This is a genomic window from Halorubrum sp. 2020YC2, assembly GCF_018623055.1.
GTDB lineage: Archaea > Halobacteriota > Halobacteria > Halobacteriales > Haloferacaceae > Halorubrum.
Window position 1 is genome coordinate 883,156 of sequence record NZ_CP076019.1, and the last position, 20,984, is coordinate 904,139.

General features: G+C 70.2%; 20 protein-coding genes. 11 read left to right on the top strand and 9 right to left on the bottom strand.

All coding sequences use genetic code 11. The features are described from left to right. Nucleotides 1-21: 21 nt before the first annotated feature. On the bottom strand, nucleotides 22-825 hold the full coding sequence (locus tag KI388_RS04355) for a helix-turn-helix domain-containing protein (RefSeq protein ID WP_215088150.1): 804 nt from the start codon (nucleotides 823-825) through the stop codon (nucleotides 22-24). Between the two features lie 393 nt (nucleotides 826-1,218). On the opposite strand from KI388_RS04355, the gene KI388_RS04360 reads away from it, so the two are divergent. Then, the gene (locus tag KI388_RS04360; RefSeq protein ID WP_215088151.1) at nucleotides 1,219-2,016 is read left to right on the top strand and encodes a helix-turn-helix domain-containing protein; all 798 of its coding nucleotides are present in this window, start codon (nucleotides 1,219-1,221) and stop codon (nucleotides 2,014-2,016) included. Between the two features lie 42 nt (nucleotides 2,017-2,058). On the opposite strand, the gene KI388_RS04365 is transcribed toward KI388_RS04360, so the two are convergent. Next, the gene (locus KI388_RS04365; protein ID WP_215088152.1) at nucleotides 2,059-2,436 is read right to left on the bottom strand and encodes a hypothetical protein; all 378 of its coding nucleotides are present in this window, start codon (nucleotides 2,434-2,436) and stop codon (nucleotides 2,059-2,061) included. A gap of 228 nt (nucleotides 2,437-2,664) precedes the next feature. On the opposite strand from KI388_RS04365, the gene KI388_RS04370 reads away from it, so the two are divergent. Further along, nucleotides 2,665-2,901 carry a HalOD1 output domain-containing protein gene (locus KI388_RS04370; RefSeq protein WP_215088153.1) on the top strand — a complete coding sequence of 79 codons (237 nt, stop codon included), beginning with the start codon at nucleotides 2,665-2,667 and terminating at the stop codon, nucleotides 2,899-2,901. A gap of 239 nt (nucleotides 2,902-3,140) precedes the next feature. Here the strand turns inward: KI388_RS04370 and KI388_RS04375 are convergent, their stop codons facing one another. From KI388_RS04375 to KI388_RS04400, 6 genes are all read right to left on the bottom strand, one after another. Further along, entirely contained in the window at nucleotides 3,141-3,317 is a 177-nt protein-coding gene (locus KI388_RS04375; RefSeq protein ID WP_215088154.1) for a hypothetical protein, read from the bottom strand. Between the two features lie 165 nt (nucleotides 3,318-3,482). Then, entirely contained in the window at nucleotides 3,483-3,785 is a 303-nt protein-coding gene (locus KI388_RS04380) for a HalOD1 output domain-containing protein (RefSeq protein WP_215088155.1), read from the bottom strand. Nucleotides 3,786-3,956: 171 nt separating this feature from the next. Beyond that, a complete protein-coding gene (locus KI388_RS04385) occupies nucleotides 3,957-4,250 on the bottom strand; it encodes a HalOD1 output domain-containing protein (protein ID WP_215088156.1) in 294 nt (97 codons plus the stop codon). A gap of 152 nt (nucleotides 4,251-4,402) precedes the next feature. Further along, nucleotides 4,403-4,666, bottom strand: coding sequence for a HalOD1 output domain-containing protein (locus KI388_RS04390; RefSeq protein WP_215088157.1), 264 nt, complete (start codon nucleotides 4,664-4,666; stop codon nucleotides 4,403-4,405). A 206-nt stretch (nucleotides 4,667-4,872) separates the two neighbouring features. Then, on the bottom strand, nucleotides 4,873-5,427 hold the full coding sequence (locus KI388_RS04395; protein WP_215088158.1) for a hypothetical protein: 555 nt from the start codon (nucleotides 5,425-5,427) through the stop codon (nucleotides 4,873-4,875). 190 nt (nucleotides 5,428-5,617) lie between these two features. Then, nucleotides 5,618-6,244: a hypothetical protein gene (locus KI388_RS04400; protein WP_251133208.1), complete on the bottom strand. Its 627-nt coding sequence runs from the start codon at nucleotides 6,242-6,244 to the stop codon at nucleotides 5,618-5,620. 358 nt (nucleotides 6,245-6,602) lie between these two features. Between KI388_RS04400 and KI388_RS15490 the strand changes: the two genes are divergently transcribed. Together KI388_RS15490 and glmS are read left to right on the top strand one after the other, a co-directional pair. Continuing rightward, nucleotides 6,603-6,725 (top strand): hypothetical protein, encoded by a 123-nt coding sequence (locus KI388_RS15490; RefSeq protein ID WP_256441515.1) that lies wholly within the window; start codon nucleotides 6,603-6,605, stop codon nucleotides 6,723-6,725. Beyond that, nucleotides 6,725-8,539, top strand: coding sequence for a glutamine--fructose-6-phosphate transaminase (isomerizing) (gene glmS, locus KI388_RS04405; protein ID WP_215088159.1), 1,815 nt, complete (start codon nucleotides 6,725-6,727; stop codon nucleotides 8,537-8,539). Before KI388_RS15490 ends, glmS begins: the two co-directional genes overlap by 1 nt. A 41-nt stretch (nucleotides 8,540-8,580) precedes the next feature. Here glmS and KI388_RS04410 read toward each other — a convergent pair whose 3' ends face one another. Next, nucleotides 8,581-9,579, bottom strand: a complete 999-nt coding sequence (locus KI388_RS04410) for a glycosyltransferase family A protein (RefSeq protein WP_215088160.1) — start codon at nucleotides 9,577-9,579, stop codon at nucleotides 8,581-8,583. A gap of 254 nt (nucleotides 9,580-9,833) precedes the next feature. Here KI388_RS04410 and KI388_RS04415 point away from each other — a divergent pair, with 254 nt between their 5' ends. From KI388_RS04415 to KI388_RS04445, 7 genes are all read left to right on the top strand, one after another. Next, nucleotides 9,834-11,339 (top strand): lipopolysaccharide biosynthesis protein, encoded by a 1,506-nt coding sequence (locus KI388_RS04415; protein WP_215088161.1) that lies wholly within the window; start codon nucleotides 9,834-9,836, stop codon nucleotides 11,337-11,339. A gap of 59 nt (nucleotides 11,340-11,398) precedes the next feature. Continuing rightward, nucleotides 11,399-12,571: a VCBS repeat-containing protein gene (locus tag KI388_RS04420; protein ID WP_215088162.1), complete on the top strand. Its 1,173-nt coding sequence runs from the start codon at nucleotides 11,399-11,401 to the stop codon at nucleotides 12,569-12,571. Nucleotides 12,572-12,671: 100 nt separating this feature from the next. Then, entirely contained in the window at nucleotides 12,672-13,922 is a 1,251-nt protein-coding gene (locus tag KI388_RS04425; RefSeq protein WP_215088163.1) for an alginate lyase family protein, read from the top strand. Nucleotides 13,923-14,089: 167 nt separating this feature from the next. After that, on the top strand, nucleotides 14,090-15,679 hold the full coding sequence (locus KI388_RS04430) for an alkaline phosphatase family protein (RefSeq protein WP_251133209.1): 1,590 nt from the start codon (nucleotides 14,090-14,092) through the stop codon (nucleotides 15,677-15,679). Beyond that, complete coding sequence (locus KI388_RS04435) at nucleotides 15,676-17,409, top strand: right-handed parallel beta-helix repeat-containing protein (protein ID WP_215088165.1); 1,734 nt, start codon at nucleotides 15,676-15,678, stop codon at nucleotides 17,407-17,409. Before KI388_RS04430 ends, KI388_RS04435 begins: the two co-directional genes overlap by 4 nt. Nucleotides 17,410-17,688: 279 nt before the next feature. Beyond that, entirely contained in the window at nucleotides 17,689-20,655 is a 2,967-nt protein-coding gene (locus KI388_RS04440; protein WP_215088166.1) for a right-handed parallel beta-helix repeat-containing protein, read from the top strand. 99 nt (nucleotides 20,656-20,754) lie between these two features. Then, a complete protein-coding gene (locus tag KI388_RS04445; RefSeq protein ID WP_215088167.1) occupies nucleotides 20,755-20,973 on the top strand; it encodes a hypothetical protein in 219 nt (72 codons plus the stop codon). The last annotated feature ends 11 nt before the right edge of the window (nucleotides 20,974-20,984 follow it).

A 20,984-nucleotide genomic window follows, 5' to 3' on the forward strand; every position in this document is an offset into this window, starting at 1 on the left:
CCGGTGAAAAGACGTTTCGGGTCACAGCTGCGGGTCGCGGCCGGGGACCAGCCCCTGCGCCATGAGCCGGCGGGCGATGACGATGAGCCCGTTCCCGAACCCCTCCCCGTAGATGGCCTGCTCCTGGTTCGTCTGGGGGATGATCGAGCTCACGAGGATCGTCGAGCGGTCGACCAGGAGGAGCCGCCCCACCGCCGTCTCGTCGTCGGCCGTGTCCTCGCCCTGTAACCACTCCAACCCGGAGATGAACGTCGTGGCGTCCGGGACGGCCGCTTGGATCTTCTCTTGGAGCGGCTCCGTCAGCGTCCCGATGACGAGGGTGATGTCGTCGTCGACCGCGTTGAGCGTCTCGACGAGCTCGTCGGTCAGGAGCGACTCGTCGGTGATGACGAGCACGATCTCGTCGCTGGCCCGCTCGATGAGCTCGCTCGCTCGGTTCTCTATCGCGTCGCTCCCGGCCATCGCCCAGATCTGCTGGACCGGCGAGGTGTCGTCCTCGTCGACGATCTCGACCGTGTCGAGGGCGTCGTGTAGCCGCTCGACTCGCTCCTCGTACTGGTCCCGGAGCGTCTCGGTGGCCTCCGCCAGCGGGACCGCGCGGAACTGCTGGGGACTCGAGTGCTGTATCTCGACTAACCCCTGCGCCTCGAGGACGCGGATCGCGTCGTACACCCGCGTCCGGGGTACCTCGGTTATCTCGCTGAGCCGCTTTGCGGTTCCGGTGTTGAGCCGCGCTAATCCGACGAAGCACCGCGCCTCGTACTCTTTCAAACCGAGTTGCTGGAGAATCTCTATCGCGTCCTCCACGTTTTCTGGTGTGTCCATGTGTCCCAACCCCCGGGGTTTCCCGGGATTCGCCCGACGATTACCCCCGGAACGGATAGGTATTGTCACTCTCGCTATGACGCTGTCGCGGTCTTCGAACGCCCATTCCTCCGTCTCAGCGGCCGATCGCCCCGGTAGCCGATGTCGGTCCGCGACGTTTGTGATTTTTGTAGTGACCGAGAGGGCACTCGAGTCTCCGGTCATCCTACAGGGAAGAATTATATATATGCCTTCAGTCACCCGCTTAATCACAAAAGAGATAACAGGGTGCGGCACGACCGGCTACTCGCACGCAGTCCAGTTCAGTGTCCCAACCACCGTGCTGCTGCGTGCTCGTTCGGTCGCCCCGTTTCGGGGTGACCGGACCGGTCCTTTCGAAACACACTCACATCGATGAACGACGATCCAACAGCCGATCCGCAGTCCGTCGCCGTCGAACAGCTCGAGGAGTTCGGGCTGAGCGCGTACGCCGCGCGGTCGTTCGTCGCCCTCTCCGGGCTGGGAACGGGGACGGCGAGGGACGTGAGCCGAGTGTCGGAGGTCCCGCGGACCCGCGTCTACGACGCGATGGACGAGCTACACGACCGGGGGCTGGTCGACGTCCTCCAGTCGTCGCCAAAGCAGTTCCGAGCGACCTCCGCCGAGACCGCGAGCCGGACGTTCGAACACGAACTGCGGTACCGGACCGACGTCTTGCGGACGGCGTTAGACCGGCTCGAACCCACCGACCGCCGGGCCGAGCAGCGAGGCGTCTGGACGGTCAACGGGCGGCAGGCGGTGACGGAACGGGTCGTCGAGTTCCTCGCGAGCGCGGACGAGGAGATAGTGTACATGAGCGTCGAGGGGCTCCTCACCGACGACGTGCTCGACGCGCTGAGCGAGGCGGCGGAGCGCGACGTCTCGATTAAGCTCGGCGGCGTCTCGGCGGACGTTCAGGAGCGCGTTCAGGACGACATCCCCGGGGCGACGATGTTCGAGTCGCTGTGGGCCTGGTCGGACACGTCGGCGGGGCGCCTGATGATGGTCGACGGGCGGAAGACGCTGGTGAGCGCGCTCGTCAACGGCGCGGACGCGTCGCCGGCGGACCCCCGGTCCGAGACCGCCATCTGGGGCGAGGGCGACGCGAACAGCCTGGTCGTCGTGCTGAAGGCGATTTTTACCTGGCGGCTCGACTCGGAGACCGCGGACTGACGGGGCCTCTCACGACTCGGGGACCGCGGGGTGACTGGCTCCTTACGACTCGGGGACCGATCGGGACTCCTCCGCGGGGAGGCCGTCCAACACCGCCTCGACGTGCGGGTCGGGCCGGTACCGGACCTCGTCGGCGTCCCGGTCGTAGTCGATGACGCCGTGGTCGCTCAGCTTTGGCAGGTGCGTGTGGACCAACTGGATCGAGAGCCGCTCCCGACTCGGGACCGCGCCGGCCGTCGCGGTCGCTTCGGTCGTCGCGTCCGCTTCGGCCGTGCCGGCCCCTCCGCCGTCGCGTAGCCGGTCGATGAGGCTCTCGACCGTCGCCGTGTCGGTGGGGCCGCGCCGGAGCCCTCGCAGAATCTCTCGCCGTCGTCCGTTCGAAACGAGTCGCAGCGAGGCGTCGAGGCGAGTGTCGCTCATACCCGACCGAACGGCCCCGGAACGCATCAAGGGAAGAGATTACCACGGCTGCCGTGTTTTTAATTAAACGGGTGACCGCTGGTTCGACTCGCGAGGAGTAGTCGACGGCGCGTCTCGCGAGCCGACACCGACCGCGTGCTCGCGTCGGGAACGGGAGCCGCCGCGGAGGCCGTGTGCGATACGCACCGAACGGACAGGCTTTTATTTATGATGGCATAATTACGTTTCGTGGACCGAGCCCTCCCCGAACAGATCGCCAGAGCTATGGCTGAGTCCGAGTCGGTCGAACCCGACCAACTCGGCATCTCCCTGGAAGACTACGTCTCCACGGACGCGATCCGCGACCTCGTGCGTCACGACAGCGACTCGTGGCGGCTTCGGTTCGAGACGCCGAACCACGTCGTAGCGGTCACCGCAGACAATCAGGTCATCGTCGACGGCGAACCGGTCCGAACGCTCTCTTGAGCGCGGCCTCGGCGTCCGGCCGGCCGCGTCACTCCTCGTCGGGGACGAGCATCTCCGGGTCGCGCTTGTACTTCGGCGTCGACACGAACGCCGCGATCTGCCGCTCGTCCGCTTCCGTGATGTGGCTTTCCATACTCACCCGTTAAGCTGGGGTAACTTGAGTAATTAGCTCGTTCTCGACGGTAGTCGGTGGATACCGGGGTCTCGTCGCGCCGAGCGCCGGCCCCGACCGAGCGGGGTCACCGCATGGAGTCGACCGAGCAGTACGCGCCCTCCCGGGCGGTGATCCACGCCGTCGTCCGCCGGTCCTCGTCGACGTCTCTCGGGAATATCGTACACTCGGTCGAGTCTTCGTCGTCGCTGACGATCGCGGCCTCGAACACTTCGTACGTCGGCGTCCGTGAGTCCGTGTTCATCCGATACGCGCACTACCGCGGCGAGCGGTATCGTTATAAACGGCCTACGCCGGTCGAGGGCGGCGACGGCCGCGGCCGGGACCGGTGACCGGATCCGGCGGAAGCGCACCGCTCCGGAGACGAGGCGGGGGCGGACGACGGCCCGGGGAACTTCGGTCGGCCGAGCTACCGGTCCGAGTCGGCTGGTCGGACGGCGACGACGCCGTCGCCGCGGACGGTCACCTCGCAGCCGGCGAACCCGAACGAGACGGAGACGTCCTCGTCGCCCGAGCGGAACAGCGAGTCCAGCGCGTCCGAGTCGACGGCGTCGTACAGTCGGGGGAGCGCCAGCGGTTCGCGGCCGGTCGCGGCCGCCACGGTCTCGACGACGCCGGTCGAGGGCGCCGTCGACGACCAGTCGTACGTGGCACGGTGCGCGTCGCTGCCCCCGCTACCGGCGCCGGCAGCAACTTCGTCTGCGTCGTTCATCGGAGTACGGATCTTCAGGGAGATTCGGTACTAACTCTTGCGGATTCCGCCCGTACCGGCCGCGAAGCGTTCCGGTCCCGTTTCTCCGGGACGGCTCGTCGGTGCCGCGGCGCGGCGGTCGCCTCGCGCGCACCGGCGCCGCTCGTCGGCCCGCGCTCGGCGGGCGGCCCCTCAGGCCGTCGTCTTGACGACGACGTCGCCGGCGCCGTGGACGACGACGAGGTGCCCGGCGAGCGAGAACGAGACGCGGGTGTCGTCCGCGGGTTCCCCCTCCCGGTCGGCCCGGAAGATCGAGTCCAACGCGTCCGGGTCGATCCGGTCGTACAGCGGCCCGAACGAGGTGGGACCGCCGGTCACCGCGTCCGCGACGGCGTCGACGACCGCCTCGGACGGACTCGTGGTTCCCCAGTCGTACTGCGCGCGGACTTCGGTACGTTCGCTTCCCGAGTCGGCTGAGTGGTCCATACTCCCCCGTGTCGGGACGCCGGTATCAATCTGTTGTGATTATATAGGTGAATTAATTCCTGTGCGGCCCGAAACGCGGGCGACGTCCGCTCGCGGTCAGGGTAGTCACTCGGCGGTCCCGACCGCGACGCGCACCGCCGCCGCCCCGGCGTTCAGACGCGCGCGTCGGGAGAGTACTCCGTCGGAGCGCGCTTCGGACGCACGTACACGGTTGCGTCGGAGCGGACGAAGACGGACAGGCCGGCGTACGAGAACGTGATCGTCACGTCGTGCGACCGGTCGTCGGTCACCACCGCGTCCAACCCGTCGGTGTCTATCGCGTCGGAGAGCGGCGGGAGCGCGTCCACCGGCTCGTCGAGCACGTTCGAGACTGTCTCGCTCACGGTCACGCAGACGTCCTTGTGAACACTACCCATATTCCCGATCCTCTTCCCACGTAATTAATACTGGATAACATATCGATTCCTCCTTCGAGCTTACTCGAACGCGCCGCACGCGAGCCGTGCCTACGCGTCGGGAAAGATGCGGATACTCGCGGTCGCCGTCGGCGGCGGGGAGTTCGGGCCGGTCCGAGCGACCGGTCGACGCCCGCCGAGCGGCGAAAAGGCGCGGAGGCGGTCGGTCACCGGTCGTAGTGGCTCAGCTCGACCGGGACCTCCTCGGTGCCGGTCTGGGTCTGCCAGTACTGTCCGACGGCCGACCCGGCGAACGCGGCGGCGATTCCGGCGCCCAACACCGGCATCGGGACGGCGCCGAAGCCGGGGGCGCCGAGCGCGAACAGCGACAGCGCGGCCACCCCGGCGACCCCGAGGAGCAGGTAGTGGAACCGCCACGGGTACGTCGGGCCGTCGTCCGTCGTGAGGTACTCGTCGACGTCGGCGGCCCGTCGGGCGAGCCTGACGACCCCCTCGTCTTTGTCGTAGTCGATGGTGTCCATCTCCGCCATCTTCGGGAGGTGGGTCTGATACAGGGAGACGTAGACGCGCTTACGCTGCTGGCTGGTCAGCTCGTCGGCCGGGACGTCGTTCTCCATCGCCGCGACCTGCGTGGCGAGCTCCTGTATCCCGACGGACCCGCCGTTCGTCCGGAGGTAGTACAACACCATGCGCCGCCGGTGGTTGCTCAGCAGCTCGAAGACCCTGTCGGGCGTCAGCGCCTCCGCCTCGGCGCCGTTCATCGCCCCGAGTCCGGCTCGTCGGTTCCGTCTCCGTGCATGCTCGTGTAGTCCCGCAAACGGTGAATAGTTATTGACCGGATTATCCGCGCGTAGGGGGCTCTTACCCGTCGCTTCCGGCGGCTCGGCTCGGACTCGAAACGCGGGCCTCAGACCGCGATTCCGACGAGAAACGGGGCGGGCCGGCGGCGGCTCACGACGCGAGGCGGATGGCCGACACGCCCACTAGGGCCCCGACGAGGAGGGCGGTGACGACCAGAAGCGTCGCGTTCGACCCGACCGCGCCCAAGACGACGGGCACGACGAGCAGGAGGGCGGCGCCGAGCGACAGCCGCGAGTGGTAGCGCGTCCACGCGGGGTCCGCGTCGTCGTCGACGGCGAGGTACCGCTCGAACAGGAGGGTGTGCTTGCCCGTCTCGATCCGCCCGCGCGGCTTGTTGTACGAGATCGCCCCGTAGTCGTCCATCTTCGGCAGGTGGCACTGGTACAGTCTGACGTACACGCGCTTGCGCTCCTGTGAGGTGATCTGTGCGACGTCTTTCCCCGCCTCGCGCGCGGCTATCTCCTCGGCCAACTCGTCCAGCGTCACCTCCTCGCTGTCCTCGATCAGGTACCGCAGCACGCGCCGGCGCCGCTGGTTTTTCAGTATCTCGAACAGTTGGTCGAACCCGATCGGCGCGTCTTCGATCGCCACCTGTCGTGCGGTAGCGCCCTGCGCGTCCGCCGCGGGCGCCTCGGTCTCCGCGGTCTCCGCGGTCTCCGCGGTCTCCGGACCCGCCTGACTCGGCTCTCGGGAGTCGTTGTTCGGTCCGAGGCTCATGGTACGTTGCCGTTCCCCGCCCCGTTCGGCGCGGTCGGTTCACTTGGATTCTTGTTCATTATTCTCTGATTACCTTTATTCTGAAAGCAAGTAGTGCGGTTCGTTTCAGATCGGATAATTTTGTCAGCACAACTCAACTAGTTCTACTTATACATGATCCCTATTAACTGAAAGTGTGTTCTGAGGAACCGAGTGAACGCGTTCGCTGTCGGCAGGCGTTCGGACGCGGAACCCGGCGACGGTACCCGGACGGGGGCGGAACCCGGCGGGAAACGGTCGGCGCGGGTATCAGTTACTTACTCGCCGGCGGGTCTCCAATCCGGTCCATAACAAAGTAGGTATCCGGGTATGAGCGGGTATGAAAACCGATCTCTGGACGACCGCAGGCGGCGCGCGCGTCGAACGGGCGCCGGTTCCCGCGGAACGCGAGGCAGTCCCCGCGACCGACGCGACCGACGCGGCCGCCGGGGTGGTCGCGTAATGTGCGGCATCGTGGCGCGGATAGGCGAGGGCGACGACGCGGTGGACGAACTCCTCGCCGGCCTGACCAACCTCGAGTACCGCGGCTACGACTCGGCCGGCATCGCCGTCCAGAACGGCTGCGGCGTCGGTGTCCGCAAGCGCGCGGGCGGGATCGACGACCTGCGGAACGCGCTCGCGACGGACGGTCCGAGCGGGTCGGTCGGGATCGGTCACACGCGCTGGAGCACCCACGGGCCGCCGACGGACGCCAACGCGCACCCGCACACGGACTGCGACGGCGACGTCGCGGTCGTCCACAACGGGATCATCGAGAACTACGACGAACTCCGCCGGACCCTCTCGAAGGCGGGTCACGCCTTCGAGAGCGACACGGATACCGAGGTCATCCCCCACCTGATCGAGTCGGCGCTGGCGGACGGGGCGTCCCCGGCCGCGGCGTTCCGCGCGGCCGTCGACCGGATCGAGGGGAGCTACGCCGTCGCGGCCGTCATCGGCGGCCGGGAGGCGGTGTACGCGGCCCGCAACGACTCGCCGCTGGTGGTCGGTGAAGGCGAGTCGGCCCAGTACCTCGGCAGCGACGTCCCGGCGTTCTTGGAGTTCACCGAGCGCGTGGCCTACCTCGAGGACGGCGACGTCGTCCGGGTCACTCCGGGCGGGTTCACGGTCACCGACGCGGACGGGGAGCGCGTCCAGCGGACGACCGAGACCGTCGACTGGGACCCCCAAGACACCGGGAAAGGGGGGTACGACCATTACATGCTCAAGGAGATCAACGAGCAGCCGACCGCCCTCGGGCGGTCCGTCAGCGGCCGGACCGACCCGGACGCCGGCGCCATCGACTTAGACGGGTTCCCGCCCGGGACGTTCGAGGGGATCGAACGGGTCCACTTGGTCGCGATGGGGACGTCGTACCACGCGGCGATGTACGCCGAGTCGCTGCTGGCGCGCCGGGACGTCCCGGCGCGCGCGTTCATGGCCTCCGAGTACGCGATGTCCCCGCCCCCCGAGGAGGACGGGACGCTCGTGATAGCCATCTCGCAGAGCGGCGAGACCGCGGACACGATAGGGGCCGTCAGGGCGGCCCGCGCCGAGCGGACGATGGTGGTGACGAACGTCGTCGGGTCGTCGCTGACGCGGGAGTGCGACGACACGCTGTTAGTCCGCGCCGGCCCGGAGATCGGCGTGGCCGCGACGAAGTCCTTCTCCTCGCAGGTGGCGACGCTGTCGCTGCTGGCCGAGCGGATCCGCCGGGACGTGGTCGGCTCGCCGTCGCCGGACTCGCGGGCGTTCCTCTCGGCGCTCTCGGACCTCCCCGACCACGTCCGACGGGTCGTCGAGGGCACCGCGGCCGAGGAGGTCGCCGACGCGTTCACCGACTCCGAGGCGTACTTCTTCATCGGGCGGGGGCCGGGTCACGCGGTCGCCTTGGAGGGGGCGTTGAAGTTCAAGGAGATCACCTACGAGCACGCCGAGGGGTTCACCGCCGCCGAACTGAAACACGGACCGCTCGCGCTCGTCACGGAGGACACGCCGGTGTTCGCGGTGTTCAACGGCAGCGAGGGGGACACCGAGACGCTCGGAAACGTCAAGGAGATCCGAGCGCGCGGGGGACCGGTGATCGCCGTCGCGAGCGGGGACGCCCCAGACCTCGGGGACGCGGTCGACCGCGTGCTGCCGGTCCCCGCCACCCACCCGGACCTCGTGGGCGTCCTCGCGAACGTCCAGCTCCAGCTCGTCGCGTACCACGCCGCGAAGCGCCGCGGCCGGTCCATCGACAAGCCGCGCAACCTCGCCAAAAGCGTCACCGTCTGAGGGCGGTGCGGCGGAGCGTCCCGGGCGGCGCTCCGAGACCGTCAGTCGTTCCGGTCGTCGCCCGCTCGCCCCGCGGCCCGCTCCCTCGACGTCGGGCTCGCGGTCCGCCGGTCCGCGAGCGACTCGTACGCCCGTCGGACCCGTCGAACGCCCTTCCAGACCGGACTCCCGCCGAGCGACAGCGCCAGGTAGAGCCACGTCCGCCCCCGCTCCGGCTCGTGCCGGAGCGAGCGCGCCAGCCACCGGCGCGCCTCGCCGTACCGCCCGTTCTCCATCGCGGTCGCGCCGAGCTTCCGCGAGAGCGACGCGACGAGCGCGCGCTCGCAGCCGGGACCGTACTCGGCGGCCAACCCCCGGTGCGTCTCGAGGAACCGCGGATAGGCGACGTCGCGGGCGGCCTCGAAGTCGTCGGTAAGCTGGTCGTACTCCCCGAACCCGCGCCGGACGAGCTCCTCGCGGACCGGCCGGAACTCCCCGCGCTTCGAGAGCCGGACGTACCACTCGCGGTCCTCCCAGATCGGGAGCGCCTCGTCGAACCCCCCGGCGGCGTCGACCGCCGTCCGCCGCGCCATGACCGTCGAGGTGGGACCGCAGGCCGCCCCGCGGAGGAGCTCCTCGGTCACGTCGCCGGACAGCGACGGGGTCCGCCCCCCGACGCGCTCGCCGTCCCGCACCGCGAACTGCCCGGTGTAGACGGCGGCGACGCCCGGCTCGAACGCGGCCACCTGCCGCTCGGCCTTCTCGGGAAGCCACCTGTCGTCGTCGTCGAGGAACGCCACGAACTCCCCGCTCGCGGCGCGGATACCGACGTTTCGGGCGGCGCCCGGTCCCTCGCCCTCGTCGCGGCGATACGTGACCGGGCGGTCCCCGGCGCAGCGGCGCACCAGCGGCTCGACCGACGACTCGGAGCCGTCGACGACGACGAGTTCGAGGTGCGGGTACGTCTGTTCTCTGAGGCTGGCGAGCGCGCCCTCCAGCTTGGCCGGCCGGTCGCGGGTTATCACGACCGCGCTGACGAGCGGCCGGTCCGGTGTCTCCATCGGTTCGACGTGGCCTCGGCGAGCGTATTGTTAGGACGGTCGTTACGGCGGCCGGACCGCCCTGAACTCCGCACCGGTCAGTATGCGCGATCATACCACGGTCCACGGTGCCGCCGCCTCCGGTCGACAACGCGTCCGCGGCGGTCGGGTAACGCGTCCGCCGGAGTCCGATACCGCGTCCGCCGCGGGCGGTAACGCGTTCATAACAATGCCCGCAACGCTGGTTCCCGGGGACAGAGCCACACCAGCGCACCATGTCACCGCTCTCCTCACTCCGACGGCTTCTCACTCGCCTCACGCCCGGCGGCGACCTCACCGAGCGATCGGTGAAAAGCGGTATCTGGGCCACGATAACGAACATCCTCGACCGCGGGCTGCAGCTGCTGATGGTCGCCATCCTCGCCCGGATGCTCACCCCGGCCGACTTCGGGCTGCTCGGGATCGCCCTGCTGACGCTGTCGGCGTTCAAGCGGTTCTCGAACATCGGCTTCGATCAGGCGCTCATCCAGAAGGGGTCCGGAAACGTCGACAGCTACCTCAACACCTACTGGAGCATCGAGATACTCCGGGGGCTCCTGCTCGCCGGACTGCTCCTGCTCGTCGCGCCCCTCGTCGCCGGCTTCTTCGACGAGCCGCGCGCCACCCCGATCCTCCGGGTCATCGCGCTCACGCCGCTGCTCCTCGGGCTCCGCAACCCCGGTATCGTCTACTTCAGGAAGGACCTCGAGTTCGACAAGCAGTTCGTCTACACGATGAGCGGCTCGGTGACGAACTTCGTCGTCGCGCTCGCCGTCGCGCTCGCGACCCAGTCCGTCTGGGCGCTCGTGTTGGGGTACGTCTCCTCGGACGCCGCCCGGCTGCTGGCGTCGTACGCCATTCACGACTACCGCCCCCGACCCGGGTTCGACCTCGAGGTCGCCAAGGACCTGTTCGGCTTCGGGAAGTGGATCACCGGCTCCGAGAGCGTCTACTTCCTCATCAATCAGGGGGACGACGCCGTCATCGGCTGGGTGCTGTCCGCGACGTCGCTCGGCCTGTATCAGGTCGCCTATCAGTTCGCCAAGGCGCCGGCGACGGAGATATCACAGATCATTTCGAGCGTCGCCTTCCCGGCGTACTCCCAGCTCCAAGACGACATCCCGGCGCTCAGGACGGCCTTTTTCCGGACGCTACAGGTGACGATGGTGATCTCCTTTCCCGCCTCCGTCGGCATCGCGGTCGTCGCCCCGACTTTCGTCGAGGCCGTCCTCGGCCCGGGCTGGGGGCCGGTGGTGCCGGTGATGCAGATCGTCGCGGTGTACGGGCTGCTCATCGCGCTGGGGTCGGCGTACTCGCCGGTGTGGAAGGCGCTCGGCCGCCCCGACTACATGGCGAAGCTGGGCGTCTTCCGGCTCGTGTTGACCGCGCTGATCATCATTCCGGTCACCCGCGAGTTCGGGATCGTCGGGACCGCGGCGGCCGTGCTCGGCGTCTATATTTTCCCGGTGATGCCGATCGACGTGTACCTCGTGATCAGGTCGGTCGAGACGAGCCTCGGCCGGCTGCTCCGCGAGATATCCTACCCGGCCGTCGCGAGCCTCCTCATGGGCGGGGTCGTCTACTGGCTGCAGTCGACGCTGACGCTCCCGTGGGCGCTCCTCGAACTGGCCGTCCTCGTCGCCGTCGGCGCCGCGGTGTACGGGGCCGCGGTCGCGGCGCTCGAACTCGGGCTGAACTGGGACCTGCGCGAGACGCTCCGGAACTTCGCCGGGGCGATCTGACCCCCCGGAGGGCGCGTAAGCGATCGATAACAATGCCGCCCAGCCGCCAGGTGGGACCCATGCAGACACAGCGACTCCGCTTTCGCCATGAGGTCGTCGACACCTCCCCGCCCACGACCAAGCTCGGGATCTGCCTGACGACGGACCTCACGGGCAACGGCCGCCCGGACGTCGTCGTCGGCGGCGCGGGCCCGGAGACGAAGCTGTTCGTCGGCGGCGGCCGGACGCGGCTCCCGAGCGTCGAGGGGATCAGACAGGCGACCGGGCTGGCGGGACCGACGCTGTTCTGGTACGAGAACCCCGGCTGGGAGCGACACGCCATCTCCAGCGTCCCGCAGCTCGGCGTCGGCTGCGCGCTCGGCGACGTCGACGGCGACGGCCGGGTCGACGTGCTCGCCGGGCAGGGGATCCACAACAGCGGCGTCTTCTGGTTCGAGCAGCCGGCCGACCCGCGGTCGACGTGGGACCGTCACCTGGTGACGGACCGGTTCGAGAAGTACCACGACCTCGCCTTTGGCGACGTGGACGGCGACGGGGAGCCGGAGGTGGTGGGCCTCTCGCAGCGCTCGGAGACGGTGTTCTACTACGACGTGCCCGCGGACCCGACGGACGGCCCGTGGCCGGCGGAGAACTGTCACGTCGTCGACGGCGACAGCCGCGCCGAGGGCGTGTGGATAGGCGACGTCGACGGCGACGGCCGGACGGAACTGGTCGTCGGCGCGGCCCTCTACCGCCGCCGCGAGGGGACCCACGAGTGGGACCGCGAACCGATCGCGACCGACTGGGACGACGTGCGCGTGGCGGTCGGGGACGTCGACGGCGACGGCGAGTACGAGGTCGTGTTCGCGGAGGGTGACTCCCCCACCTACGGCACCCACCCCGGACGGGTCGGGGTGTTCGACCGCCGGGAGGACGGCTGGGCGGAGACCGTCATCGCGGACGACCTGTTCTGTCCGCACAGCCTCCAGCTGGCCGACTTCGACGGGAACGGGCGGCTCGACGTCTACGCGGCGGAGATGAGCCTCGGGGAGAACGAGACCCCGCGACACTACCTGTTCAGGAATCAGGGGGACGGTCGGTTCGAGCGGACCGTCGTCGCGGAGGGGGTCGAGACCCACGAGGCGAAGGCGGTCGACCTCACCGGCACCGGCGTCCCCGACGTGGTCGGGAAGTCGTACACCCCCGACCACCACGTCGACGTCTGGCACAACGAGGGAGACGCCGGCCCGTGACGCCCCGCCGGTCGAGCGGGCGCGCGGGACTGAGAGACCGGTCGACGGGACGACCGACGAGTCGACCGAGACGGCGGACTGGGCGCGCGGGGAACGGCGGGTGACCGACCGCGGCGCCGACGCGCCGCCCCCTCGGCGGGCGCCGCGGCGCCGCGACCTCCTGCGCGGGGGCGCGGCGCTCGGTGTCGCCGGGGTCCTCGCCGGCTGCGGCGACGGCTCGGAGCCGACCGACTCCGGGGCGCCGACGGAGACGCGAGACGACCCGGCCGTGTACGCCGGGTTCCTCGACGGCAACGAGGTGGTCGCGATCCGCGACCGCGTCGACGACGAGGAGGAGCCGTGGCGCTCCGGGTACGACGCCCAGCTGCGCGACGCCGAGCGCGCGCTCGGCGCGACGCCGTCGAGCGTCGTCGACGATGGCGCGCCCGAGGGCGTCGACGAACACCGGTTCGCCACGGGCGAGGAGCGCCCCGACTACGAGGCGGCGATAGAGACGGGCACGCGGGTCCGCGACCTCGGGATGGCGTACGTCTTCACGTCCGAGACCCGCTACGCCCGCGAGGCGATCGAACTGCTCGACCACTGGTTTCTCGCCCCCGACACGCGGATGTACCCCTCCGGCCGGAACTTCGGCGAGACGTACTTCTCCATCGAGCTTCACGTCACCCTCCCGACGCTGTTGTACGGCGCGGCGCTCGTCCGCGACTCCCCCCGCTGGTCGGCGGTCGAGGCGGACCGGGAGGCGCTCCGCGAGTGGGTCGAGGCGTACCTGACGGACCTCGAAGCGGGTCGGGGGAAAAAGCGGTACACCGGGACCGTGCGGAACAACATCTACGCCTGGTGGATCCTCGCTCGGGCGACCGCGGCGGCGTACCTCGACGACCGCGACGCGCTGTCGCGCGCGTTCGACGACTGGCGCGAGCGCGCCCTCGACCAGATCGAGCCGAACGGCCTCCTGAAACACGAGCGACAGCGGGTAGACGGGCTGGAGTACTCGGTGTACGGCCTGAAGGCGCTGACGCTCACCGCGGAGATCGCGCGCCACTACGGCGTCGACCTCTACGGCCACCGGCTCCCGGGCGACGACGCGAGCGCGCTCCTGCGGGCCTTCGAGGGGCACCGCGAGTACGTCGTCGACGCGGGCGACTGGGAGTGGGGGACCGGCGAGAACGGCTACACCGAGGCGGACCGGACGGCGGCGGGGTCGGTGTACGAACTCGCGCACTCGCGGTGGGACCGCCCCGCGTTCCGGCGCGTCGTCGAGTCGATCGGGCGACCGCTGTACGAGCGCCGGGTCCTCGGCTGGACGACGCTGACGCACGCGAATCGCACCGAGCTCGACCTCGGCTGACGCCCGGCGTCGCGGCCGGTTCCTCTCCGACCGACGCCCGGCGTCCCGGCCGGTCCGGCCGACCGCTATCGACCGTTTATCGGAGTATGCCGGGCATAACAAACCGGATCCCCCGCCAACCGGGACACAATGATTCGGATCGAACCGCGTCGGCGGAGGCGGTTCCGGTGACCGACGGCGACGGCCGCGCGTTCGTCCTCGGACTCGACGGCGTCCCGTGGCCGCTCGTCGAGCCCTGGATCGAGGGGGGAGAGCTCCCCGCGTTCGCCCGGCTGGTCGCGGAGGGGGCCTCCGGACCGCTCCGCAGCACGACGCCGGCGAACACGCCGGTCGCGTGGCCCTCCATCGCGACCGGCACTTGGCCCGACCGGCACGGCCTGTACGAGTTCATGCGGCTCGACGCCGACCACAGCCAGCGTCCGTACAACCGCGAGGACCTCCGGCAACCCCCGCTGTGGGAGCTGCTCTCCCCCGCGGTCGTCGCGAACGTGCCGATGACGTACCCGGCCGGCGGCGTCGGTGACGACGGGGCGATGGTCGCCGGGATGATGACGCCGTCGACCGACGCGGACGGGTTCACCGACCCGCCCGAACTGGGCGCGGAGATCCGCGACCGGATCCCCGACTACCGGGTCGGGCTCAAGTGGCACGAGTACAGCGAGGACCGCCGCGAGGAGTTCCGAGAGGACTTCGCGGCGCTGTTCGCGGCGCGTCGCGAGCTGTTAGCGTCGCTCATGGAGCGGGAGGCGTGGCGGCTGTTCTTCTTCACGTTCACGGCGCCGGACCGGCTCCAACACCTGATCTGGGACGATGACGTCATCCTCGACCACTACCGCGAGCTGGACGCCGTCCTCGCGGAGGTGATGGCGTACTGCGACCGGCTGGACGCGACGCTGTACGTCGTCTCCGACCACGGCTTCGGTCCCGTCTCCCGGATCGTCAACGTCAACCGGGCGCTGGCGGACGCCGGACTGCTGACGCCGAAGACGTCGACCGGCGTCCGGGCCGCGCTCTCCCGGGCCGGGGTGACGAAGTCGCGCGTCCTGCGCGGCTTAGCGCGGATCGGCGTCGACGACGAGACGCTCGTCGAGCGGCTCCCGGCGTCGGTCGTCGACAGCGTCGCCCGCGCGGTCCCCGGCGACCACGCCCTCTACGACGTGGACCCCGCGGAGACGCGGGCGTTCCTCCACGGGCTGGGCAGCGTGTACGTCAACGACACCGCTCGGTTCGACGACGGCGCCGTCGACCCCGCGGACGCGGACCGGGTCAAAGCCGAGGTGATCGACGCGCTCTCGGCGCTGACGGACCCCGAAACCGGTGAGCCGGTGCTGTCGGTACACGACGGCGACGAGCTGAATCCGGAGGACGAGTTCGCCCCCGACGTGGTCGTCGAGGGCGCCCCGGGGTACCACGTCAAGCCCGGGCTGGCGGACGACGCGGTCGTCGACGCCGACGGCATCGCCGGCTACCACCGGCCGGAGGGGGTGTTCTTCGCCCGCGGCCCCCCGATAGCGCCCGGGACCGCGGTCGAGGACGCCTCGGTCGTGGACGTGGCGCCGACGCTGCTCCACGCGCTGGGCGAGTCGGTCCCCGCGGCCGCGCATGGCCGGGTGTTGACCGAGGCGTTCGAGCCGGGGTCGCCGCCCGCGACCCGGGACGTGTCCAGGCGGGACCGCGGCGCGTCGGACGCGGCGACCGACGGACCGGGACGCGACGAGGCGGTCGAGGAGCGGCTCCGGGGACTCGGGTACCTATGAACCGCGAGTCGGACGGCTCCGAGAGCGCCCGCGGCAGGCGCTCCTATCTCGCGGCCCTCGGGGCCGCCGCGTCGCTGACCGGCTGTCTCGGCGGCGGCTCCACGGAACCGACGGGCGACTCCGCCGACCCGGGCGCCGACGAGAACGGAAACGGGACGGACGGCGACGGGTCGGCGATCGAGTTCGACGAGGACCGGCTCGAGAGCCGCCACGGCATCGAGTTCGACCGGGTCCGCCACGCGGTCGACGACCTCGGGCTGGACCCGTCGGGGGAGGTCGCCGCGGAGGAGGACGTCGAGTCGGCGCTGTCGGAGGCCGGGACGCTGCTGGCGTTTCCGGAGGGAAGCTATCGGTTCGGCGGCACCGTCTCCCTCGACGCCGAGCGGGTCGGGGTGCTCGGACTTGGCGGCGTCGCGTTCGAGCCCGACTTCGGGTTCGACGGCCTGCTGTTCGACGGGCAGGGCGAGACCCTCGACGAGGTGCTCGTCGAGAACGTCGACGTCGATATCCGCGCGCCGGCCACGACGGCCGGGATCCGGATCAACTGCCGGAGCCGGTTCCACGTCGAGGGCGTCGAGTTCCTCGGCCGCGGGACGAACGGCTCTCCCGGCGGGACGACGAGCGCGTTCCTCCTCGCGATCCGCGACGAGGACGGCCGCGGCGTCCTGCGTGACGCGGTGGCGAAGAAGGGGTCGCGGATCGACGGCTACGAGGGCGGGAACGGCCGGATCGGCGTGTGGGTCGGCTGGTCGAACAAGGGGACGGTCCGAATCGAGGGGTGCGACTTCCGCGAGTTCGGCAACAACGGCGTCTACGGCTCTCGGACCCCCGGAAACGTCGAGATCGTCGACTGCTACTTCCTCAACAACAACGTCTGCGGCCCGCGTATCGGCGGCGCGGGAAGCTACGTCGAGAACTGCACGGTCGAGATAGACGTCGACAGGTACACCGGCGGGGCGATCGATACGACCACGGAGTTCAACACCCGCGCGATAGTCGTCGAGCAGGGCGTTCAGCGGCGGGGCGCCCCCGCGCTCCCCGCGGGGGCGGAGATCCGCGGCTGCACGCTCCGCGCGCTCCGGTCGCCGCGCGCGCAGTCGGTGATAGAGCAGTCGCCGGTGGCGCGCAGCCTCGTCGTCCGCGACACGGCGATCCGGTGCGACGTCGACGGGACGCCGGCGGTGCGCCGCGGGCCGGTGGGGTCGCTGTCCTACCGGCCGGACCGACGGCGGCCGCCGCGCCCGCACTGGACCCGCCTGCGGAACGTCGCGATCGACGGGAGCGCGGCCGGCGGCGCCGCGGTCGACCTCCGCTCGGCGCCCGGGTCGCGGGTGACGGACTGCGAGGTCACCTGCCGCGGCGCGGACCGTGACGGGGTCTACCTCGACCGGTCCCCACGGAGCGAGGTGACCGGGGGGACGATCCGAACGGACGGCCACCCGATCGTCGTCGCCGTCGACCCGGCGGCCTCGGCCGACGCCCTGCTGTGTCTCGGCGTCGAGACCGCCTTGGAACGGACCGGGGACGACGACGGCGGGATCGAACTCACCGCGGACCCGCCCCTGCTTCGGACCCTCGATCAGAGCGCCGGGTCAGACGGCGTCTGTCTCGGCCTCGGTCCCGGCGCGCCGACGCTCCCCGTCGTCGGGTCCCCCTCCGACTCGCTCCGGTTCAGCATCGACGCGCTGGAGGACGGGACCCCGCTCGGCCGCGTCCTCGACCGACCGTGACGGAGACCCGATCGCGGCCGCCGATAGGGGGAACGCAGGGACCGCCACTTCTCGAACCGATCGACGGCGGGTTTCACCCGGTAGGAACTGCTTAATCGCCGGTACGACGCGTTTGACGGGTCGGTCCGAGTCGTGTCATTCGGTAGGCGTTTCCTACCGCCGGATGAACCGTGTTGTTAGGACCCAGGTAACAGCTGGTAACCAATCGGAACCATGCGCCCCTCATCCGGCCAGTTACTGGCGAAAACGAATATGATGGTAACCTCGGAATACCCGAGTATGTCCAAAGAACGGGCACCCGACGACAGCACAGTAGGAGAGGATTATAGGCGAGAAGCCGGAGTAGGGTCCGACTACGAGGACGGTGAGGCGGAAGAAGCGGACGAGAACGACGCGGCGGTCCGAGACGACGGGGACGACGCGGCGAGGCCGGCCGACGCCCGAGACGGGCGGCTGCTCGACCGGCGCGGCTACCTGAAGATGGCCGGCGTCGCCGCGGCCGCGGTCGCCGCCGGCTCGACCGGCGCCGCCGGCGCCGAGGGGACGACGCGCCACGGGATCGAGTTCGATCGCGTGCTCGACGCGGTCGACGACCTGGGGATGGACCCGTCCGGAAACAGCGCGGTGAACGCCCGCCTCGAACACGCGCTCACGGAGGGGACGCTGGTGCGGTTCCCCGAGGGGGAGTACCTGTTCGACGGGGAGTTCGAGATAGACGCCGACCGCGTCGGCGTCCTCGGGGAGGGTGACGTGCGGTTCGTCCCCCGGACGGGCCACACGGGGTTCCTCTTCAACTACGACCCGGTGCCGGACGACGTGCTCATCGAGGGCGTCGACGTCGACATGCGCGCCGACGACACGACGACCGGGATCCGACTGCGGTGCCGGAACCGGTTTCACATCGAGGACGTGGAGTTCCTCGGTCGCGGACTGATCGACAACTCCGGACAGGTCAGCGCCTTCCTGCTCGGGATCACGAGCGAGGACGGCCGCGGCGTCCTGCGTGACGCGGTGGCCAAGAAGGGGTCCCGCGTCGACGGCTACGCGAGGGGGAACGGCCGGATCGGCGTGTGGGTCGGCTGGTCGAACAAGGGGACCGTCCGCATCGAGGGGTGTGACTTCCGCGAGTTCGGCAACAACGGCACCTACTCCTCCCGGACGCCCGGGCAGGTGGAGATCGTCGACTGCTACTTCCTCAACAACAACGCCGCGAACGTGCGCATCGGCGGCGAGGGGAGCTACATAGAGAACTGTACGGTCGAGATCGACTTCGAGAAGTACACCGGACCGGAGCTCGGCGACATCTCGACCGGCTTCGGGATGCGCGGGGTCCAGATCGAGCAGGGCGTTCAGCTCGAAGGGGCCGAGTCGATCCCGGCGGGCGCGGTGGTCCGCGACTGCGAACTGGTGGGGAAGAACGCGCCGAACGGGATCGCCATGCTCAACCTCTCGCCGCAGGGGCGGAGCCTCACCGTCGAGAACACCCGCGTCCGGGTCGACATCGACCGGATGTGGGCGGTCCGCCGCGGTCGACCCGGCACGATCTCCTGGCGCGAGTGGCAGCAGACGGCGCCGAAGCCGCACTGGATCCGGATGGAGAACGTCAGCGTCACCGGGTCGGCGTCCGGCCGGGAAGCGATCAAGCTCGTCGAGGCCGACGACTCGGTCGTCCGGAACTGCTGTATCCATCAGCCGGGGTCGAACCGCGACGGCGTCAAGTTCGAGGACGCGAGCGGCGGCGTCGTCGAGGACTCGACGATCGACGTGACCGGCAAGGAGATCACCTTGGAGAACTCGACGGCGACGAGCTCGTCGATAACCCGGGAGGGGTCGTGTCCGTTCCCGGACCCCGAGCCGGCGTCGACGGACGGCTCCGACGAGACGGACGACGCCGACCCGACCCGACCCGACGGCAGTCAGGAGCTGGTGATCGACGGCGGCCACACCGCCGACCGGATCAGCTACACGTTCGCGGTGGACGGGAGCGTCGCCCCCGGCCCGCGAGCGAACGCGAGCGACACGATAGACGGGACGACCGTCTCCGGACACGTCGAGGGCGGGGTCGACTCCTTCTGGGTGAGCGGCGAGTTCACCGACTTCGAGGTCGACGGCGACGCCGAGGTCCGGCTGGCCGGCGAGGCGGTCGACCCCGCGGACCTGGTCGTCTCGGAGACGGACGACGGGACCGACGACGGCGGTTCGACGGACGAGACGGAGCTGGTGATCGACGGCGGCCACACCGCCGACCGGATCAGCTACGCGTTCGCGGTGGACGGGAGCGTCGCTCCCGGTGACCGCGCCAACCCGGACGACACGATAGACGGGACGACCGTCACCGGGCAGGTGGAGGGCGGGATCGACTCGTTCCTCGTGACGGGCGAGTTCACCGACTTCGAGGTCGACGGCGACGCCGAGATCCGGCTGGCCGGCGAGGCGGTCGACCCCGCGGACCTGGTCGTCTCGGAGACGGGCGACGGGACCGACGACGGTTCCTCGACCGAAAGCGAGACGCTCGTGATCGACGGGAGCGGCACCTACGACCGCGTGAGCTACGCGTTCGAGGTGGACGGGAGCGTCGCGCCCGGCGACCGCGCGAACCCGGGCGACACGATAGACGGGACGACCGTCACCGGACACGTCGAGGGCGGGATCGACTCCTTCGAGGTCGCGGGGGAGTTCACCGCGTTCGATATCGACGCCGACGTGCCGGTCCGACTGGGCGGCGAGACCGTCGATCCCGACGACCTCGTCGTGACGACGCGCACCGTCGCGGTCGACGGGAGCCACACGAGCGAGCGCCTCGCGTACACGTTCGGGACGGACGGGACCGTCGCGCCCGCCGGCGACGTGACCGACGACGCGATCGACGGGTCGACCGCCGCCGGCAGCGTCGCGGGCGGCGTCGACGCCTACGAGGTCACGGGCGCGTTCACGAACTTCCAGGTCGACGGCGACCTGGCCGTGCGGGTCGACGGCGAGCCCGTTGAGCCCGAGGCGCTCGGGACCGAACACGAACTGCCGCACGAGCTGGTGGTCGTCGGTGACGGCGCCGAGGCGAGCTACCTCGTCGAGACGACCGGCTCGGTCGCGAAGCGCGACGGCGGGTGGGGCGCGGAGGAGTCCGACGCCGCGGCCGACGGGGTCGCCAGCGGTACGGTCGCGGACGACCGCGACACGTTCGGCTTCTCCGGGGACGTCACCCGGCTCCGGCTGGACGGCGACGCGTCGCTCAGCTTCCGGAGGTAGACGGATGGAACCACAGCGGCGCGGTCCGCCGGTCGGTCGGCGTCGCGGGCGGTCCGCCGGGAGGCCCGGCGGGGCGTCGGACCGCCGACGGGGGGACCCGTGACCTGGAGTTCGCTCGAGGGCGAGTGGGAAGACCAGCCCGACGACCCGGCCGGGGACGACCTCGGCTACGACCTCGACGAGTGGGAGCGGATCCGGGCGACGGGCGTCGACTCGGAGAAGTACCTCTACCTCCCGGGCGACGAGGAGCTGCTCCGCGAGGAGGCGTTCCTCGTGGTCTCGCCGGAGGCCGTCGCTGACCTGGTCGACAACAGGTAGGGCGCGTCCGC